Here is an 18131-nt window from a genome sequence, read left to right on the forward strand (position 1 = left end):
GGTCAGCGCTCCCTCGGGGACAGCTGCGTCAGCACCAGCAGGCTGTCGGGCTCCGCGTGCGGCGCGAGCCGCGCGTAGGGGTTCTGCTCGGTGGGGAAGCCCGTGAAGCGCGAGGAGTTGGACTCGCCCCAGGACGGGTTGGGGAACAGTGGAATGGCGGGCGCGGTGGCGGAGAAGCGCTGCTGCACCTGGGACATCAGCGCGTGCTGCTCCTCCGGCGTGCCGGCGCGCTCGAAGCGCACGAGCAGCTCATCCGCCTGCGCGTCGCCCATGCGGTGCCAGTTGGCCGCGGCCACCTCGCCCACCGGCCGCACCGTGCGCGGCGACAGGAGCCACTTGTAGAAGTTGTACGGCGTGGGGCCGTCCAGCGACCAGGAGATGGCCAGCTGGAACTCGCCCTTCTGCAGGCGCGTGAACCAGGTGCCGAACTCGTAGGTCTTGAGCTGGACGCCGATGCCCAGCTTGCGCAGGTCGCGGCCCACCACCTGCCCCGCCCGCACCCAGTCCGACCACCCGCTCACGACCTCCAGGTCCAGCGCGAAGGGCTGCCCGTCCTTCAGCCGCCGCATGCCGTCCGCGCCGCGCGTGAGGCCCGCCTCGTCCAGCAGCCGGTTCGCCGCGTCCAGGTCGTAACGGGTCCACGCGTCCTTCGCGACCCGAGGGTCCTTCCAGCCGGTGTACGCGTCGTTGAGCGCGGTGGCGTCCGCGGGGCGGGTGTAGCCATACATGGCCACCTCCACCAGCCGGTCGCGGTCCAGCGCCATGCTCAGCGCCTTGCGCACGCGCACGTCGTCCAGCGGCGGGCGCGTGGTGTTGGGGTAGAGGAAGACGGTGCTGCCGTAGAGCGGGAACCAGCGCGCGTGGTGCGCGGGGTCGCGCGACACGAAGGTGCGGTCCACCGCCGGCACGAAGTTGCCCGCCCAGTCCACCTCCCCCTCCACCAGCGCCATGTTGGCCTGGTCGTTGGTGGGGAACGCCAGGAAGCGCAGCGCGGTCACCGCGGGCTTGCCGGGCTGCCAGTAGTGCGGGTTCCGGCCCAGCTCGTAGACCTGGTTGCGGAACAGCGTCACCTGGGTGAACGGCCCGGTGGCCACCGGATCCGGGTTGGTGAACGTCACCGGATCCGCGACGTCCTTCCAGACGTGCCGGGGCACGATGATCTGGTGCGCCAGGTCGCTGAAGCCCGGCAGGTACACGCGCGAGAAGGTGAACGCGACGGTGCCCGCCCCTTCCGCCTTCACGTCCGTGAGGAAGCGCCACACGCCGCCCGCGTCCAGCGCCGGGTGCTGCTTGAGCAGGCCGAAGGTGAAGACGACGTCGTCCGCGCTGAAGGGCTTGCCGTCGGACCAGAGGACGCCGTCGCGAATCGTGAAGCGAAGCGTGAGCTGATCCTCGGACCAGGCGTGGCCCGTGGCGAGCCACGGCACCCACTTGCCCTGCGCGGAACTGAAGATCTCCATGCACTCGTACACGCCCGCCCGGGTGGGCCAGCGCGCACCGGCGCCCGCGAACAGGGGGTTGAAGTTGCGCACCCACGCGCTCTGCTGCTCCACGGAGACGAACAGCACACCCGGCGGCCGGGGGCGCGGCTCCAAGGAGCACGCCACCAGCAAGGCCAGCGGCAGGAGCGCGCGGGCGAACCTCACGGCGCGGCCCTTTCGTAGACGCGCACGTAGTCCACCTTCATCGTCTGCGGGAACACCGTCTTGGCGTCCGGCGGCCCCACGAACGAGCCGCCCACCGCGATGTTGAGGATGATGAAGTGCGGATGGTCGTAGACCCACTTGCGGCCCGCGGGCAGGCTCTTCGGCGTCACCTCGAAGAAGACGGTGTCGTCCACGATGAAGCGCAACAGCTCCGGCTCCCACTCCACCGCGTAGAGGTGGAAGTCCTCGGCGAGCGGAGGCCCGGACACGGCGTGCTGACGGCCGATGTTCCCGCCCCCGGAGTAGCCCGGCCCGTGCACCGCGCTGCTGACGACGGAGGGGATCTGCCCCTTGTGCTCCATGATGTCGATCTCGCCGCACTCCGGCCAGCCGACGGAGTCCACGTCCGCGCCCAGCAGCCAGAACGCCGGCCAGATGCCCCGGCCCGTGGGCAGCTTGATGCGCGCCTCCACGCGGCCGTAGGCCTTGCTGTAGCGGTTCTTCGTCGTCAGGCGCGCGGACGTGTAGTCATTGCCGCCGTAGCGCTCCTTGCGCGCGACGATGGCCAGGTGGCCCTCACCGTCCAGCGACGCGTTCTCCGCGCGCGCGGTGTTGTACTCGTACTGGCCGTTGCCCCACCCGTCCCCGCCCACGTCCGGGACCCAGTTCTCCTTCGAGGGCAGCGCCCCCGCGGGCCCGTCGAACTCGTCCTGCCAGACCACCTGCCAGCCCGTCCCCGGCTGCTCCGTCACGGGCTTGGGTTGCTCGTTTTGCTTGTTATCCAGACCTGCTGCCGGGTCACACGAAGCCATCCCCAGGCCCGAGAGGGCCAGGGCGAGGACGACACTGCGGGATGTCATGCGGTTCTCCCGACGTTCTGCGTGGGAAAGAGGGAGCGGTCGCGTAGCGCCGCCTGGAGCACGAGGGTGGCCGCGCCCACGGCGATGGCCCGCTCTCCCAGCGTGGACGTGACGATGCGCGTCTCCGCCATGGAGACAGACAGGGCGCGCTGCCGGACGGACGCGCGCAAGGGGTCGAGCAGCATCTCGCCCACGGAGGAGATCTCCCCGCCCAGCACGACGATGGCGGGGTTGAGCAGGTTGAGCAGGCCGCCCACGGCGATGCCCAGGTAGGCGCCCATGCCGTCGATGATCTGCTTCGCGGCGGCGTCGCCCGCGCGAGCGCCCTCCACCAGGTCGCGCACCGTGGGGCCCTTGCGGCCGCGGGTGCCCATCAGCTCGCGCGCGCGCTCGGTGAGCGCGGTGGAGCCGATGAGGGTGACGAGGCAGCCGCGCAGGCCGCACACGCAGAGCGGCCCGTTGGAGTCCACCGGGATGTGGCCGATTTCACCGGCCGTTCCGCCGGCGCCCCGGTACACGTCGCCGTGGATGATGTGGCCGGCGCCGATACCGGTGGCCAGCTTGATGTACGTCAGGTCCTCGCCTCCGGAGCCCGCACCCCAGAAGCACTCCGACAGCGCGCCGAGGTTCGCGTCGTTGTCCACGAAGACGGGCATGTCGAAGGTGGTCTCGAACCACTCCTTCACGTCCACGTGCTTCCACGCGGGCAGGATGAGCGGGGACATCTTGCCGGGCGCGGCCGGGTGCACGGGGCTGGGCACGGCCACCCCCATGCCGACCACGGAGCGGCGCGGGACGCGCTCGGCGTCCAGGCACTCGTGGACCAGCTCCTTCGCCTTCTGCAGCGACCCTTCCGGATCGCCGCGCACCGCGTGGCTCGCCTTGCTCTGCGTGCGCACGCGGCCGCGGAGGTCCGTGAGGACGACGGTGACGTGGGAGGCGCCCAGCTCGACGCCCACCAGGCTGAAGGCCTCGTCACAGAAGCCGATGAGGGTAGGACGGCGGCCCCCGCGGGAGACCCCGGCGCCAATGCTGCGCACCAGGCCCGCCTGCTCCAGGTCCGCGACGATGGCGGAGACGGTCGACGGGCTGAGCTCCGTGCGCCGGGCAATCTCCGCCCGGGAGATCTGACGCTCGCGCCAGATCATGTTCAGCAGCAGGCCGCTGTTCTGCGCGCGCATGCCCGCTGCATCGACCGTCAACACCGCCGTTCCCGCTTTCATCGTCCGCTCACGTTCCGTTGTTGGCGCGCCAGGCGCTCAGGGTGTGGTGGTCAGTGCCACTGGATGTCGTCAATGAAGAGCACGAGCGGCTTGACGTCCAGCCCGCCCGCCGACCAGCCGAAGCCCCCGCCGACCGTGCCGTAGCGGACCTTGCTGATGTCCAGCGTGTACTGCTTGGGCTCGTTGGTCAGCGTGACGTTGATCTTCTTCGTGAAGCCGTCCTTGGTCTCGTAACCGACGAAGAAATCGACGACCTCGCCGCCGGACTCGCTCCAGGCGTAGAAGGTCACGGCCTTCGCGCCATCCGGCACCTGGAAGCCAGGGCGCGGGTCGTTCTCCCAGGCGCCTTCCGGGAACTGCCAGAAGACGCCGGCCCAGGCATCACCCTTCTGGGTCGCGGTGAACTTGTGGCAGTTGCCCAGGCCCGCGCCGGGACGCGGCGTGTGGCAGATGGGCTCGTCCACCAGGCCGCCCTGCCCGCCCGCGCCCATGTAGCCGCTGGCCGCCCAGGTGCCGTCCACCGCCAGGGGCAGCGTCGCCTGCGTGCCCGCGTCCGTGGTGGTGCCCGCGTCCGTCGTGGTGCCCGCATCCGTGGTGGTGCCGGCGTCCGTGGTGGTGCCCGCGTCCGTGGTCGTGCCGGCGTCCGTGGTCGTGCCAGCGTCGGTGTTCGTCCCCGCGTCGGTGTTCGTCCCCGCGTCGGACTTGGTACCGGCGTCGTTCTGGTTGCTGGGGGTGGGCGAGTCGTCCTCAGGGTCGCAGGCGCCAATGAGCCCCGCGACCGCGAAAAGTCCGGCGGCCGCCCACGTCCACGCGAAACGCTTGTTGCGAAGCATGAATCCCCTCCTGGTTGTCTTGCTGGGATGACTTCGTTCTCACAACGAAGAAATCAAAAGCTGCTGGAAGCCGCCGCCCGCATGTCGCGTCGCGTCACCCACGCCGCCATACGCCAGAGGAGAAACTGCGCTCTCCCGCCGCCTGAGCTCCTGCCGCCAGGAGCCCTGCCGCGTCCCCGCCCACCGCGAACGTGCGAGTTCGTTCGATTGACGAAGAAATACCAGCCCCCTTTACCCATTTGCAAGCCGCCGGACACGGGCTACGCGGGGTAAATCCGTTGATGCGGTGCGCCATGGCGCCCGGGACGTGGTGGGTCGGTATTGGGGGAACGGAGCCGCGGCCCGCGGTGCGCGGACGGCCTGGCTGCAACGTTCCCGGGCCGATACCACCGGCACGTCGCGCGGCAGCCCCCGTCACACAAGAGGCCCCATGCCAGGGAAGGAATGCGATACGCGCCGGTACCGCATTCCTTCCCACTGGACCTTCACCCTACAAAGGCTGCCCAGGTCCAGAATGCCCGGACAGCCCACATCAACACGGCTTCTCAGCGCCTGAAAAACAACAACATGGCCATGATGAATCCAGAAGCCTGAATTCCTTCAACAGCGAGTCTGTCAATCTTCGCGAAGAGGCCTGCCCGCCCTTGACGCAAAAGCAGACCGCGTCGAGCCAGGTAGGCGACGAGAAGAGCGACATGAACAGCCCATGCATACCAAAAAAGAACAACCCCCTGGAAAACTCCACGACTTGCAACAAGCGCGAAGACTGCCGCGATGAACCCCATCACGACAAGAAGGGCCACCCACTCCCCACGCGTAGAGGGCGCGATTGGGATTCGCCGGGTCACCATTCCTAGAGTTCCCATGCCCAGGTCTGGCACGCCAAGACTCCGCCACCGACTGGGACGCCCTCCGGGACGCCCACCACGAGACCGTAGGTGTCGGGCTCCAAGGGGTTATGGCCTTCGACAAAGAGGGTTGCAGGACCGACGGTCAGAAAACCGCCAAAGCTCAACCCCTCGAAGTCCTTAACGTCCTCTGTGTTCTTGGCGTAACCGAGCCCGACCTCGCAAGTCAGATGAGGCATCATCCCTCCCTTCTCCAGCTTGGGCGCCACGGCAGGCGGCTTGTTGAACGTCACGACGTCTGCCCCGAACCCACAAACACTGACAATGCTGACCGTCACGGGCGCCGACAGGCAACTGTAGACTCCAGCGAACACGATGCCGCCGAAGATTGCTCCACCCGCCTCACCAAGAACAAGGGGACCGCCAAACCAGTTGCCACCAGGACACCGCGCGGCAAGACCATCTGGGTCAATAAAGGCCACCGGGTTGTTGAACGCATAGGAATAGGCCGGGGCCATTCCAGCGTTTCGGGCTGCCCCGACAACATAGCTTGGCTTTGCCAGCAAGGGCTCTGGCTGCAGGTAGCGGCCCACGCTTGGGTCGTAGTACCTGTTCCGGTTCTCGAAGAGATCGGTTTCCGCGTCGTGGTAATGCCCGGCGAATCGCAGCGGCGTCCAGAACGGCTGCGCCCCCGTCTGATAGCGCTGGTACTCGTAGCCCTCCAGGGCCATGCCACTGGACGTATTCGGACCCGAGGCATCCGCCGGACCCGCGACGAAATTCAGGACGATCCGCCCGGCAGCCGGATGCAGCCAGGGCGTCGTCACGCGACCCAGTTCCTGCCCCGTAACCCGGGCCAGCAAGGTGCTGGTGTCCGCATCCCAGATCTCAGCCCCATCGTCGCTGTCATGCGTATCCATGTATTGGAACAAAGGCCGCACGCGGACTTGAACCTGTGCGTTCTCTGGCGGCTGGACGAACCCGGAGATCGTCTCACTGTCGTCGTCGCCGTACGGATGAAGCGTACTGTCCTTGACCGAGAACCTGTTGACGTGACCGAAAGGCTGGTAGTCCGCGACCCCTGACACCCGTCCGGCGCCGTCCAACATCACGACCGGCTTGCCCACATTGTCCGTGATGGGGAAGTAGATACCGCACGCAGCGGCCTCGCCGTCGCGACGGCAGTCCGCGGTGGCGTCGGACGCACGAGTGTCCATGGTCGCATCCAGCCTGCCTCGAAGCAGGATGATCGGACGTCCTCCCAGCCAGACGTAGTCATCCACGACCCGGAAGCTGGATTGGAAGACATCACTCCATCCCTGATCCACCAGGAGCTCGCTTCGAGAGTCATGGAAGAACTCGTCGCGCTGGTTGAAGGGATTGACCTTCGCGCGCCGCCGACCCATGGCGTCGTAGAAATAGCTGTAGGTCGCACCGTTGACGCGGACTGCACGGAAGACGGACTCCCGAGCGGATCCGTGGCCCCCGGAAGCATCGAAGGGGCTGTAGCGCAGATCCAGCACGTTGGCGGGAGTGTCCGTGACGTAAAGCCCCAACTGCTTCCCTACGACCCGCCCGTCGGCATCATAGGAAAAAGCGACCTTCTGGGAGGGATCGAACTCGGGCTTCGTTGACAACAGGCGATCCGCGAGCCGTCCCAACCCATAGGTAAACTGGTTGACTTCAGCCCCATGCCACTGCGTGAACGTCCTCCGGTTTCCACGCGCATCATAACCAAATGCCTGATCCTGGAAGGCGCCCCCCGTTGCCTCATCATTCCCCGGAGGACGGGTCGCGGAAATCAGCCGCAGCATCGAGTCATAGTCGAAGAGCTCGGTCCTGGGCGTGGTCGCCCCCAGCACACACGTGTCCATGCGAACCACCTGATCCGCCGTCCAGGTGTACGTGCGTTTGTAGATGTCACCACTTCCCGTGCCGGGCGTGAACCCACCCGAGGAAACCCGCAGAGAACGCAGCCGCCCCGTCAGGTCCGAAGCGGACGAAGACGGGAATCCTACGGAGCAGCCCGAAGGGGGCTGTGTCCCGTTGTCCCCCAGGGCGTACTCCACCGCGCGTGAGGTGGTGTCCGTGGGATTGGCCTGGTAGCCCCGGAGCCCACCGAACGGCTCCCAGACAATGTTGCTCACCAGCCGTCGCGTCTGGATACCCACGCCGGTGAACAAGCCCACGTCAATGGCGGACACGCGATGCGCGTTGGCCCCCACGCCATAGGCGTAAGTGACGAGACGGCCGTATGGATAACGAATCGTCGACAACCGGCCTGCGCTGTCATACGCGTATTGCGTTTCGAGCGCGGGCGAGCAGTCCGACGTGCCTTGACGCTGCCGCACCTCGCCCACCAGCCGCCGCTGCGCGTCGTAGCGATACCAGGTGCGCCCGAAGGAGTCCTCCCGGAAGCGCGGAAGGCCATAGGAGTTCAGCTCGTTGTCGCCGCAGTCGCCCCCCATGACAGCGTCCGCGTCATACCCCAGTTGGTAGAGCACCTCGGTCACGGGAGCGCTTCCCCCCGTCCGGCGCGCGGCCCTCTTCGGCCGCCCCACCATGTCGTAGTCGTACTCCAGCCACTCCCCTGCCTGGTGCATCACCTCGGACTGCTTGAGACGCAATTGACCCGCGGCGTTGTGTTCCAGATGGATCGGCGCCGTCGCGTGCGGGAGCTTGATCTGGACAACATTGCCAAAGTCATCATGCTGATACGAATTGGTGATGTCGCAGCCGCCCTTGAAGGGGGTGCATCCAAGGCGGATGTCATCCACGTTTCCCTGGCCGTCGTAATCAAACCTTGAGTACCGGGTTTGCCCGGACAGGGAGTTCGAGACCCGCGTGAGCCGGTCCGCCGGGTCATACTCCATGGAGGTACAAAGGCTGGAGATGGCGAGGTTCGGATCACGGCAGAAGTCCGGCGGGTTGTTGAAGGGGCGCCCGGACGCAATGAGGTTGTCGTTGGCGTCGAACCCCTTGACGGAGGCAATGCTTCCCGCCCCCTGCCCAATCCTGGAATAGGTGTCCCGCGCCTGGGGATCCGGGTGGTGGGTGATGAGCGTCCGGCTCTCCTCGACACCGTTCCGGCGCGAACGCGTCTCCTCCGACTTCAGCGAACCGTTTGGCCAGTAGGTCCGGAGCATCTTCTCGCTCCAGTCGGCCCCCAGTTCATCGCTGGCGATCGCAGTCCACTGAAGGAGCGTGGTCTTCTGCCCTCCGGTGCAGCCTTGGCCCACGGGCGTCCCCGTCCTGTAGCAATTGACCGAATAGTTGCCTGTCGGCAATCGCGAGGCCCGCTGCACCGCCCCCTCATACAGATAGGTTGTCACCAGTCCCTGGCTCGTCGAGCTGACAATACGGCCGCCCTGGTACTGAAGTGTCGTCACCACGCCCTGAGGTGACGTAATCTGTGTTGCGTTGCCTCGCGCATCATACTGGTTGTAGGTCGTCGTCAGCCCAGGATATCCCGAGCACCCATAATAGTACTTTGAGACGGACTGCAGTCGTCCAGCCCTTGCGCTGGGTTCGGCGGACGGGGGGCCATAATACTGGTATTGGGTGAGCGGATAATCACTGCCTGAACACTCCGTCGCCTCTGGCCCACTCACGAAGCAGGGGCCATGGACCTCGGTCAGGCGGGTGTCCCCGGTGTCCGGGCCACCAAAGCATCCACCATGGTTGAAATAGAAGACTCCCACATGGCGAAGCGCGTTCGACCACGTTCCACTCGCCGGATCAAACACCTGGGTATAGCCTGAGCGAATCACTGACTTCAGGAACCGGGTCTTTTCGTCATACGTAGAGCGAGTCGCCGCGACGGCGCCCGGCTGGATGACGGACGGGACTGTATTCGTGGTGGTCTGCACCGGCTTCCAGGGATTGGCTGTGGCCCCCGGCGGGAAGCTGGCGTAGGCATAATCCGTCGTCACACCGGGGACGCCATTGTTGCCAGACAGGTCCTGGCCGACGGCTCGTGACACATGGAGCGCGGGGCTGACCACTCCTGGAGCCGACTGCGCGCCAGCCGCCGCGAAAGTCTTGTTGGTGACGGCATAGCGCCCCAACTTGTTCCCAACGGACTGAAGATACAGGGTCCCGTCCGCCGGTGTCGCATAGGTGTAGGTGATGTATCCCTCGGCGAAGCTGATGCAGTTGCCGGTCTCTGACAGGCAGATGTCCCGGACAGAGCTCAAGAGGGAATGAGGAGAGTAGGACGAGCTGCGCGCGAAGAACGTGCGGCGGAACTGCACGGTGCTTCCCGCCGAATCTCCCGAAGGGGCCGTCAAGGCTTCGGCGGCGGGAGGAGTGCAGCCGCTGCCGGTTCCCATTGCATCAGGCCCATCACAGTTTCCAGCACCCGCGCTCATTGAAACAGCGGATGTCGTTCCCCCTCCCATCACGGACACCTTCCCGTTCTGGTACTGGTGCTCCACCAGGGACATCTGGTTCACGGAAACATTCCAGCTCGTCGACTGCGCCGAGGAGGAGGTCGTGTCGGTATAGCGGATGCTGTCACCCGTCTCGGGGTAGTCAACCCCAGCGAGCACGCCTGCCGTCTCGAAATCAGGCAGCAAGGCATATTTATATTCAGCGACAACCGACTCCTGCGGACTCGTGCCAGCAGGAGCGTTCGGGTTGGTCCGCAGCATGAGCTGACTGATCACACACTCCCAGACAGGACTGGGGGGCTTTGCGTAGATCTGCCGATAGACCAGCCGCAGCGTGGCGCCTTCCTCCGTGGTCACCGTCGAGAGGTAGGGCACACCATTGCCCAAGGTGCTCGCGCCAGGGCAGGTGATGGAGACGTTCGTAGGAGTTGCATACGCCAGGCTGAGCCGGACACGAGGCGTCCCACTCAGGCGATCCTCCTCCACACGGGTGAGGAAGTATCGGCTCACGACTCCATTGGCCATCCACTTCGAGGCATAGACGAAGCGGCCCTCACCTGGCTTCACGAGGACGAACGTCCCATCCGCCGCCCGGTAGAGACTCGCATTGGACCAGCGGCTCGTCGTCCGCGGCGCAGCAAAACACCCAGCCGAGGTGAGACTGCATGCGGCGAACTCCAGTACTTCTCCTTCGATGTCTCGCACCGCCCAGGTGCTGACGCCCGGAGTCGTTCCCTTGACATAGACAAAACTATAGAGCGTGTGCCACCAGCGTAGAGAGCTGGTTCGGCTCGGACTGGACCCAAAGGGCTTTGGCAAGAAGGGCTCATTGCTATTGCCCAGCATGGACTGGTAGGACCAGAAGTTATCAGTAGACACGTATTTGCGCAGGAAGTTGAGTCCGCCCAGCTCTCCTTGCACCCCGAGGTCCGCCGCACTGAATCGCGTGGTGAAGTCCGACAGGTTCACGCGCGGCGAAGACATGGAAGACACGCCAGCACTTGCCACCTGGGTCTTGTTCTCGGAACATTCATCAGGCTCGGGTATGTCCTCGTCCGTGGCGGAGTCACCATTGTCACCACCACTGCTTCCTCCACCGCCACCCGGTTGAGAGCCCGGGTTTCGTCCAGGAGGCGGGTGCAGCAATGTATGGCCAGGAATGGGATTGTATCCGGTGTCTCCGAACGGAAGACAGGTCTTACGCGTTCCCTGTTCGTCCCCGACCGTTCCACACTGCCACGTGATGTCGCTCGCGGAAACACCATTGCTGCCTTGGCCAAATCCCCCCTGGGCGTCACTGCACACCCGACCTGCCGCACAGTAGGCACCACTGGTCGTGCGAGCTCCTGTCAGCACGTTGATTTGAGGCTTGACCCCCACACAGGTGTTGCCGCAAGCGTTGCTGTCGTCGCAGGAAGCCCCCGGCGTGCATTCGAACTTCTGTGAGTCCCAAGAGGCACACTGCAATCCCCCCGGAACGTAGCCTTCCGTGTCGCATGGCTTGCTTGACACGCAACACTGATAATTACCTCCGGCCTGGGGGCTGCCGGTGACGCCAAAGATTGGCGCCTTGAGGCATCCGCCAGGGCTGCTACAGGAGGCTTGCGAGTCGCCGGATCCCAGGCAGTAGCCGACGTTCAACCCGTCACCGCAACCACAGGTCCACCGAACGTACGCACCACCAGGCTGACGTTCGCAGTAATCGAACGTGGAGCTTCCGGCGCATCCTTCATTCATTTCGCCATCGCGATCATCGTCGCAGGCGTTGCCGCAGATATCGATATCCTTTGCAGTGGCGGGCTGACAGGGCCCCAGGAACTCCCCATCCACGCAGGTGGCTGTTCCGCCTACTCCACACGCCGAGCAGGCTTGAGGCTCCAGGTGGGGCATGCACTCGCCCCACTCTCCCGTACCTCCGGGAGGTGCCGAGCAATACTTGAAGCCTCCGCACCCTCCAGCCGTGGTGCAGGAAGTGGTTTGCCCCGCGGAGCACATGGGTTCTGCTTCCACTGCGCCCCAGGATGCCAAGCACAGGACACACAACAACATCCGGACAGACAAGGACATCACCGTCTCCGACGGGAAGGCTTCTTTGAATTGGCGAGGCATTCAACTCAGTCGCGGGAAGGAATTGACGAGGGATTCCAGTCCACGGGCGGAACACAGACGCGCGCCTCGGTGGCGGGATGGACCTGGGCGCACTTCCATTGGGCCGGACACTCCGACGCGGCAATGCACTTCTGGCTGCAAAAGTAGCCTTCATCGGGCGAGGTGCCCGAATGCAGGCAAAGGCCGGACTTGCATTCAGAGGCGCCGTTCGCACTGCATTCTTCACCCACCGCCTTCGAGGCGGTCTCGGCAAGCGCCGTGCGATGCTCACCCAGAACGGGCGCTGGCGATGCGACAGGTGCAGGAGCCTGCTCCGCGCTACATGCAAGGAGGCCTGCCAGCCCTCCCCCGACGAGCCAGGATGCCAGGGGATTCACACGCCACAGTACTTTCAAGACGCCTTCCCAGTTGAAATTTTGGATTCGAGGGCGTCAATGATTAGCAATGTCACCCTTTGAACAGGGCGACATAGGGTGAACGCTCAAGGCCTGTCAAGGCCAGCGGCAGGCGCTACCTCGACCCCAGCCGGCCCTCAGTGCGTCAGGGGCGGCTCGCCGACGATGCGGCGGACCATGTCGAGGAGCTGCTCGATGTCGAAGGGCTTGGGCAGGAAGGCCGCGCACGGCAGGTGCTGCCAGAACTCCGGCGGACTGGCGCTCATCATCACCACCGGGACGTCGCGCAGGCCGGGGTCCTTCTGCATGGACTCCAGCACGCCCGGCCCGTTGAGCACCGGCATCATGTAGTCGAGCAGCACCATCGACGGGCGCTCCTGCGCCATCCGCTCCAGGGCCTCGCGGCCGTTGAGGGCGGTGACGGTGCGGTAGCCCTCGTCGGACAGGAGGTCCCGGACGGCTTCCACGATGCCGAACTCGTCGTCGACGATGAGGACGGGACCCATGGTCACGTGCCTCGGCGCTTGCGGACGTTCCGGCGCGGCTTCGAAGGGGTGGCCCTGGCGGAGGACGCGGCGCCCGCGCGCGGCTTGCGGCGCGGCTTCGGCAGCGGGGTCGGCTCCGGTGACCGCGTCCGCGCCAGGCCCGTCATCAACATCTGCCCTTCCGCGAAGGGCTCCCCGACCTTGATCCCCTTGCCGGTGATCTCCAGCTCGCGCAGGGCGGGATCATAGGCGCTGTTGCGCACCTTCAGCGCCGCGATGAAGCGGCGCAGCCCGGAGTGCAGCTCCACCATGCGCAGGAACAGGATGTTCTCCGCCACCATGGAGATGCCCTTGAGCGGGAACTTCACCTCCGGCCCGAAGGCGGCCGAGGCCTCCACGGTGTAGAGCAGCGTCACCTCCTGCACCCGGCACTCGTTGACGAGCGCCGCCAGGAAGCGCGCCACCCGCGCGGTGCGCGTCGAGGAGCGGCGCAGCGCCTCGTAGCCGTCCAGGAAGATGCGGCGCACCCGGCCGCTGCGCACGATGGTCAGGAGCTCCATCCCCAGCTTGTCGAGGATGTTCTCCGTGGGAGGCCGGAAGCTCACCTCCAGGTCCCCGCGCTCCATCAGGGGCTGCATGTGCATGCCCACGCCGGCCGCCTGGGCGAGCATCCGCTCCGGCGCGTCGTAGAAGGCGAAGTAGTGGCCGCGCTCTCCCTGGCGGGCGCCCTCCGCGAGGAAGGCCAGCCCCAGCAGCGTCTTGCCGCTGCCCGGAGGCCCCAGGAGGATGGTGGTGGAGCCCGCGGGCACGCCGCCCTTGAGCATGGTGTCCAGCCCCGGCACGCCGAAGGCATCCCGCTCGCGCTTCCCCGCCCCGGGCACCAGGTTGCCGTCCACCATGGACTCCAGGCGGGGGTAGACGGTGAGCCCGTCGCTGGTGATCTCGAAGCCGTGCTGCCCCAGCTTGTAGGCGCTGCCCCGGAACTTGCGCACGCTCAGCTCCCGCATGGTGCGCACGCCGAAGGAGCGCTGCTGGAGCAGCAGCAGGCCGTCCACCATGGTGTGCTCCGCGCGCAGGCTCTTGGTGCCGCCCGTGGTGAGCACGAGGGTGGTGCAGCCGATGAGCCCCGTCACGACCTGCAGGCCGTGGATGAACTTCTTGAGCGCCTGCCGCGACGGCGCCAGCTCCTCCGCCGCCAGCAGCCCGTCCAGCACGAGCAGCGACGCCTTGTGCGCCTTGATCTCCTTGCGCACCAGGTCCGCGAGCGCGTCCAGCCCGCCCTGCTCCAGGATGGTGAAGGCGCTCAGGTAGCTGATCTTCTCCGGCACGCAGGCCGGGTCGAAGAACGACAGCGATTGCAGGTTGCTCACCAGCTCCGTGTGCGACTCGGCCAGGAGCGTGAGGTAGAGGACCCGGTGGCCCTGGGCCGCCTGATGGAAGCAGACCTGGTTGGCGAGGATGGTCTTGCCCGCCCCTGGCAGCCCCAGGACCATGTACATGCGGCCCTTGCGCAGGCCGCCGCACAGGACGGTGTCCAGACCCGGAATGCCCGTGGCAACCCGCTGCTCTTCACGTGGACCGCCCGCGGTCATCACACGCTTCCTTCCTGGGCGCCGAGCGCCGAGCCGGACCGTGGGGGACGGACCTGGGAACCCCTTTAGTCCAGACGGTCCTGGAGGGTTCAACAATCTGGGGTGCGTGCGTTCGTGAACGGCACGCGCCCCCGGTCCGCCGGCCGCTCAGGGGGCGGCGTGGGTGTCCGTCGCCGGGACGGGGGCCGCGCTCCCCGTCAGCGGCTTGAGCGACGCGCGCAGGGCTTCAATCTGGGCCCGCGCCTGGTTCTTGAGCGTCTCCACGTCGTCCAACGTCATCCCCTTCGTGGAGATGGGCGTGCCCACCGTCACCAGCCCGCGCGACGTGGCGAAGCGCCACGAGTGCTTGGGCAGCGCGAGCCGCGTGCCGCTCACGGCGAGGGGCAGCACGTCCGCCTGCATCTCGATGGCGAGCCGGAAGGCGCCGTCCTTGAAGGGCAGCAGCTCATCCGTCTTGGAGCGCGTGCCCTCCGGGAAGATCATCACCGGCATCCCCTTCTGCATCCACTCCTTGCAGCGCGCCATGGCGCCGGTGGCCGAGTCGCGGTCGCCGCGCTCCACCGGGACGTCCCCGGCGATGCCCATCATCCAGCCCACCACGGGCACCTTGAAGAGGCTCCTCTTGCCCAGCCACTTCATCTCCCACGGCAGGAAGGAGATGAGGAAGCAGTCCGCGTTGGACTCGTGGTTGCTCACCACCACCGTGTTGGGCGCCACGCGGTCCGGCACCGGGCCGTGCACGCCGAAGCGCCAGAAGGGCGTGAGCTTCGCGGCGGTGACGCCCACCAGCCGGAAGCAGCGGCCCACCACGTAGCGGCGCTTGTCGAACAGGAACGTCAGGATGAGCAGGGTGAGCTGGACGAAGAAGCCCACCAGGGCCACGAGGCTCACCTCGACCCAGGTCCAGATGGAGAGCAGTGCGTTCATGAGGAGTGTGCCTTGGGCATGAGGGGGTTCAGGTGAGGACCAATGGGTCCAGGTCCACGCTCACGGGGCAGTGATCTGACCCGTGGACATCCGGATGCACGGCGGCCTTCGTCACGAAGCCGAGCGCCGCGGGGGTGGCCAGCACGTAGTCGATGCGCCAGCCGATGTTCTTCTCGCGCACGCCGGCGCGCTGGCTCCACCAGGAGTAGTGGCCGCCCTTGGGGTTGAAGTGGCGGAAGGTGTCCACCCAGCCGGCGCGGATCCACCGGTCGAACTCCTCGCGCTCCTCCGGGCGGAAGCCGCTGGTCTCGCGGTTCTCGCGCGGGCGCGCCAGGTCGATGTCCTGGTGGGCGGTGTTGAAGTCGCCCATCACCAGCACGCGCTGGTTGTCGCGCAGGGGCTTCTCCAGGCGCGCGAAGAGGCGGCGGTAGAAGTCCAGCTTGAAGGGGATGCGGGAGAGGTCCCGGTCCTTCCCGTTGCCGTTGGGGAAGTAGCCGTTGACGACGGTGAGCTTGCCGAAGCGGGCGAACTGGAGGCGGCCCTCCGCGTCCATCTCCGGGGCGTCCAGGGTGGTGGTCAGCTCTTCGGGCTCATGGCGGCTGAAGAGGCCCACGCCGCTGTAGCCGGGGCGCTCGGCGGCCACGAAGTGGGTCTTCCACCGGCGGGGGGCGCGGACCTCCGCGGGGAGCTGCTCCACGCGGGCGCGCACCTCCTGCAGCCCCACGATGTCCGCCCGGGCCTTGGACAGCCACGGGAGGAAGCCCTTGCGGTGGATGGAGCGCAGACCGTTGACGTTCCAGGAGACGACTCGCACGCCCCCGCTTATGGCGAAAGCGCGCGGGTATTTCCAGCCCCCACCGTTCCTGGAGGGACGGTGGGGGCCGGTCGCTGCTCAGTGCGTCACGGCACCTCGGTGACGCCGCTCGCCCGCGTCTGCGGGTCGCGCGTGGTGCGGGTGACGAAGTCCGCGCCGTTCACGTTGGTGTCCTCGCTGTTGCCCTTCTTCGCGTCCACGCCCGTGCCCTCCATGGTCGCGGCGGACGAGGCGGCGTTGGCCTTGCGCTCGAAGCTGCCGGCCTTGGAAGGCGTGGCCTTGATGACTCCGCCTTCGCCGTCGTCACCCGAGCCCCAGCCCAGCTTGTCCACGACGTTGGGATCCGCGAGCGCGTCCGTGAGGCTGTTGGGGCCGATGCGGACATGCCCGCCCCCAGCGCCCATGGTGAGGGCCGTGCCCCACTTCTCATCGGGCGTCCCGGGGCCCTGGAAGGTGTCCCGGGCGATGAGGAAGAAGCCATGGGCCGCGATGCGGGCAGTTCCCTTCAGTACGAAGGTGCTGGTGTACGTCCCGCCCTTGTCCTTCTTGTACTGGACCTTCCAGCCACCGATGTTCACCTCGGCGTTCGTCGGGTTGTAGAGCTCGATGAACTCGTCGTTGTCGCCCGTGCCGCCGCTGGCGGGACCCGCGGCGGCGACCTCGCTGATGACGATGTGGTTCGTCGTCGGGGCGGCGTTGACCTTCGCCTGGGCGGACACGGACTGGTTGTTGAGCGTGGCCACGATGGTGCCCGTCGAACCGGACGCGCCGGCGGTGAAGATGAACTTCGCGGAGATCTCGTTGGCCGGCACCGTCACGGTGGCCGGCACGGAGCCCACGTTGCCCGTCGTGGACAGCGCGATGGACGTGGCCGCCGCGGCCGGGATGTCGAGCGTCACGGTGACGTTGGCCGTCTCACCGGAGGCCAGGGACACCGTCTCCGGCGACAGGTACGCCAGCGACGCCGCCTCGGTCGCACCGAGCACGCGCACCGTGGCGGTGCGGGAGTCGGAACCCAGCGTCGCCGTCAGCGTCGCCTTGGTGGAGCCCGCCGCCTCATCCGCCGTCACGATGACCGCCGCCGAGCGCGTACCCGCCGGCACCGTCACCTGGCCGTTGTTCGCCACGACCACCGAGGGGCTGGACGAAGCGACCTGGACCACCACGTCCGTGGTGGCCTCGGCGCTCAGCGTGACCTCGAGCGTCTCCGGGATCGTCTCACCCGTGGTGCCCGTGCGCGCGAAGACCGCGGCCGGCTCCAGCGCGCTCAGCGTCACCGTGGTGCCCGCGTCGGTGCTCGTGCCCGCGTCCGTCTCCGTGCCGGCATCCGTGCCCGTGCCCGCGTCCGGAGCAGGGCCCGCGTCGATGGCGCCGCCATCCGTCTCCGTACCGGCATCCGTGCCCGCGTCGGTGCTCGTGCCCGCGTCCGTCTCCGTACCCGCGTCGGTGCCCGTGCCCGCGTCGGGGCTCGTGCCCGCGTCCGTCTCCGTACCCGCGTCGGTGCCCGTGCCGGCGTCGGTGCTCGTGCCCGCATCCGTCTCCGTACCCGCGTCGGTGCCCGTGCCCGCGTCGGTGCCCGTGCCCGCGTCGGTGCCCGTGCCCGCGTCGTCGGTGCCCGCGTCGGTGCCCGTGCCCGCGTCGGTGTTCGTCCCCGCGTCCGTGTCGCTGCCAGCGTCAGTGCCCGCGTCGACCGTGGGCGTCGTCACCTGGCAGCTGTTGTTGCAGCGGTCGCCTTCCGTGCGGTTGCCGTCGTCGCACGCTTCGCCGCTCTCGATGATGCCGTTGCCGCAGACAGGGTTCTTGTCGTCATCGCCACCGCACGCCGACAACACCAACAGCACCGCTGACAATGGGACCAGCAGGTGCCGGGAAGACCAGGACATGGAGACTCCGTGTTGAGTACTGAGCCTCCTCACAAACCACAAAATTACAGGTGGACGCAAACCAGGCCCGGTGACTTCCGGGCCCGCTTCGTGACCTTCCAGGTCACCGGATTCTCAGAACCCGG

11 protein-coding genes are annotated in these 18131 nt (G+C 66.9%); all 11 read right to left on the reverse strand.

All coding sequences use genetic code 11. The annotated features are described in order from the left end of the window. Positions 1-2: 2 nt before the first annotated feature. Positions 3-1646: an ABC transporter substrate-binding protein gene (locus tag JYK02_RS34160; protein WP_207057108.1), complete on the reverse strand. Its 1644-nt coding sequence runs from the start codon at positions 1644-1646 to the stop codon at positions 3-5. Continuing rightward, positions 1643-2506: a glycoside hydrolase family 16 protein gene (locus JYK02_RS34165; protein ID WP_207057109.1), complete on the reverse strand. Its 864-nt coding sequence runs from the start codon at positions 2504-2506 to the stop codon at positions 1643-1645. Before JYK02_RS34165 ends, JYK02_RS34160 begins: the two co-directional genes overlap by 4 nt. Continuing rightward, entirely contained in the window at positions 2503-3729 is a 1227-nt protein-coding gene (locus JYK02_RS34170) for an ROK family transcriptional regulator (RefSeq protein ID WP_207057110.1), read from the reverse strand. The genes JYK02_RS34165 and JYK02_RS34170 overlap by 4 nt, the downstream gene beginning before the upstream one ends. A 50-nt stretch (positions 3730-3779) precedes the next feature. After that, on the reverse strand, positions 3780-4562 hold the full coding sequence (locus tag JYK02_RS34175; RefSeq protein ID WP_207057111.1) for a hypothetical protein: 783 nt from the start codon (positions 4560-4562) through the stop codon (positions 3780-3782). Between the two features lie 545 nt (positions 4563-5107). Beyond that, positions 5108-5365, reverse strand: a complete 258-nt coding sequence (locus JYK02_RS34180) for a hypothetical protein (protein WP_207057112.1) — start codon at positions 5363-5365, stop codon at positions 5108-5110. Positions 5366-5415: 50 nt separating this feature from the next. Beyond that, on the reverse strand, positions 5416-10785 hold the full coding sequence (locus JYK02_RS34185; protein ID WP_207057113.1) for an RHS repeat-associated core domain-containing protein: 5370 nt from the start codon (positions 10783-10785) through the stop codon (positions 5416-5418). 1657 nt (positions 10786-12442) lie between these two features. Next, positions 12443-12811 carry a response regulator gene (locus JYK02_RS34190; RefSeq protein ID WP_207057114.1) on the reverse strand — a complete coding sequence of 123 codons (369 nt, stop codon included), beginning with the start codon at positions 12809-12811 and terminating at the stop codon, positions 12443-12445. 2 nt (positions 12812-12813) lie between these two features. Further along, positions 12814-14382 carry an ATPase domain-containing protein gene (locus JYK02_RS34195; RefSeq protein ID WP_207057115.1) on the reverse strand — a complete coding sequence of 523 codons (1569 nt, stop codon included), beginning with the start codon at positions 14380-14382 and terminating at the stop codon, positions 12814-12816. 147 nt (positions 14383-14529) lie between these two features. Beyond that, entirely contained in the window at positions 14530-15309 is a 780-nt protein-coding gene (locus tag JYK02_RS34200) for a lysophospholipid acyltransferase family protein (RefSeq protein ID WP_207057116.1), read from the reverse strand. Between the two features lie 28 nt (positions 15310-15337). Further along, complete coding sequence (locus JYK02_RS34205) at positions 15338-16123, reverse strand: exodeoxyribonuclease III (RefSeq protein WP_207057117.1); 786 nt, start codon at positions 16121-16123, stop codon at positions 15338-15340. A gap of 86 nt (positions 16124-16209) precedes the next feature. Continuing rightward, positions 16210-18006, reverse strand: a complete 1797-nt coding sequence (locus JYK02_RS34210) for a lamin tail domain-containing protein (RefSeq protein ID WP_207057118.1) — start codon at positions 18004-18006, stop codon at positions 16210-16212. Positions 18007-18131: the final 125 nt, after the last annotated feature.

The sequence above is a fragment of the Corallococcus macrosporus genome (assembly GCF_017302985.1).
Taxonomy (GTDB): domain Bacteria; phylum Myxococcota; class Myxococcia; order Myxococcales; family Myxococcaceae; genus Corallococcus; species Corallococcus macrosporus_A.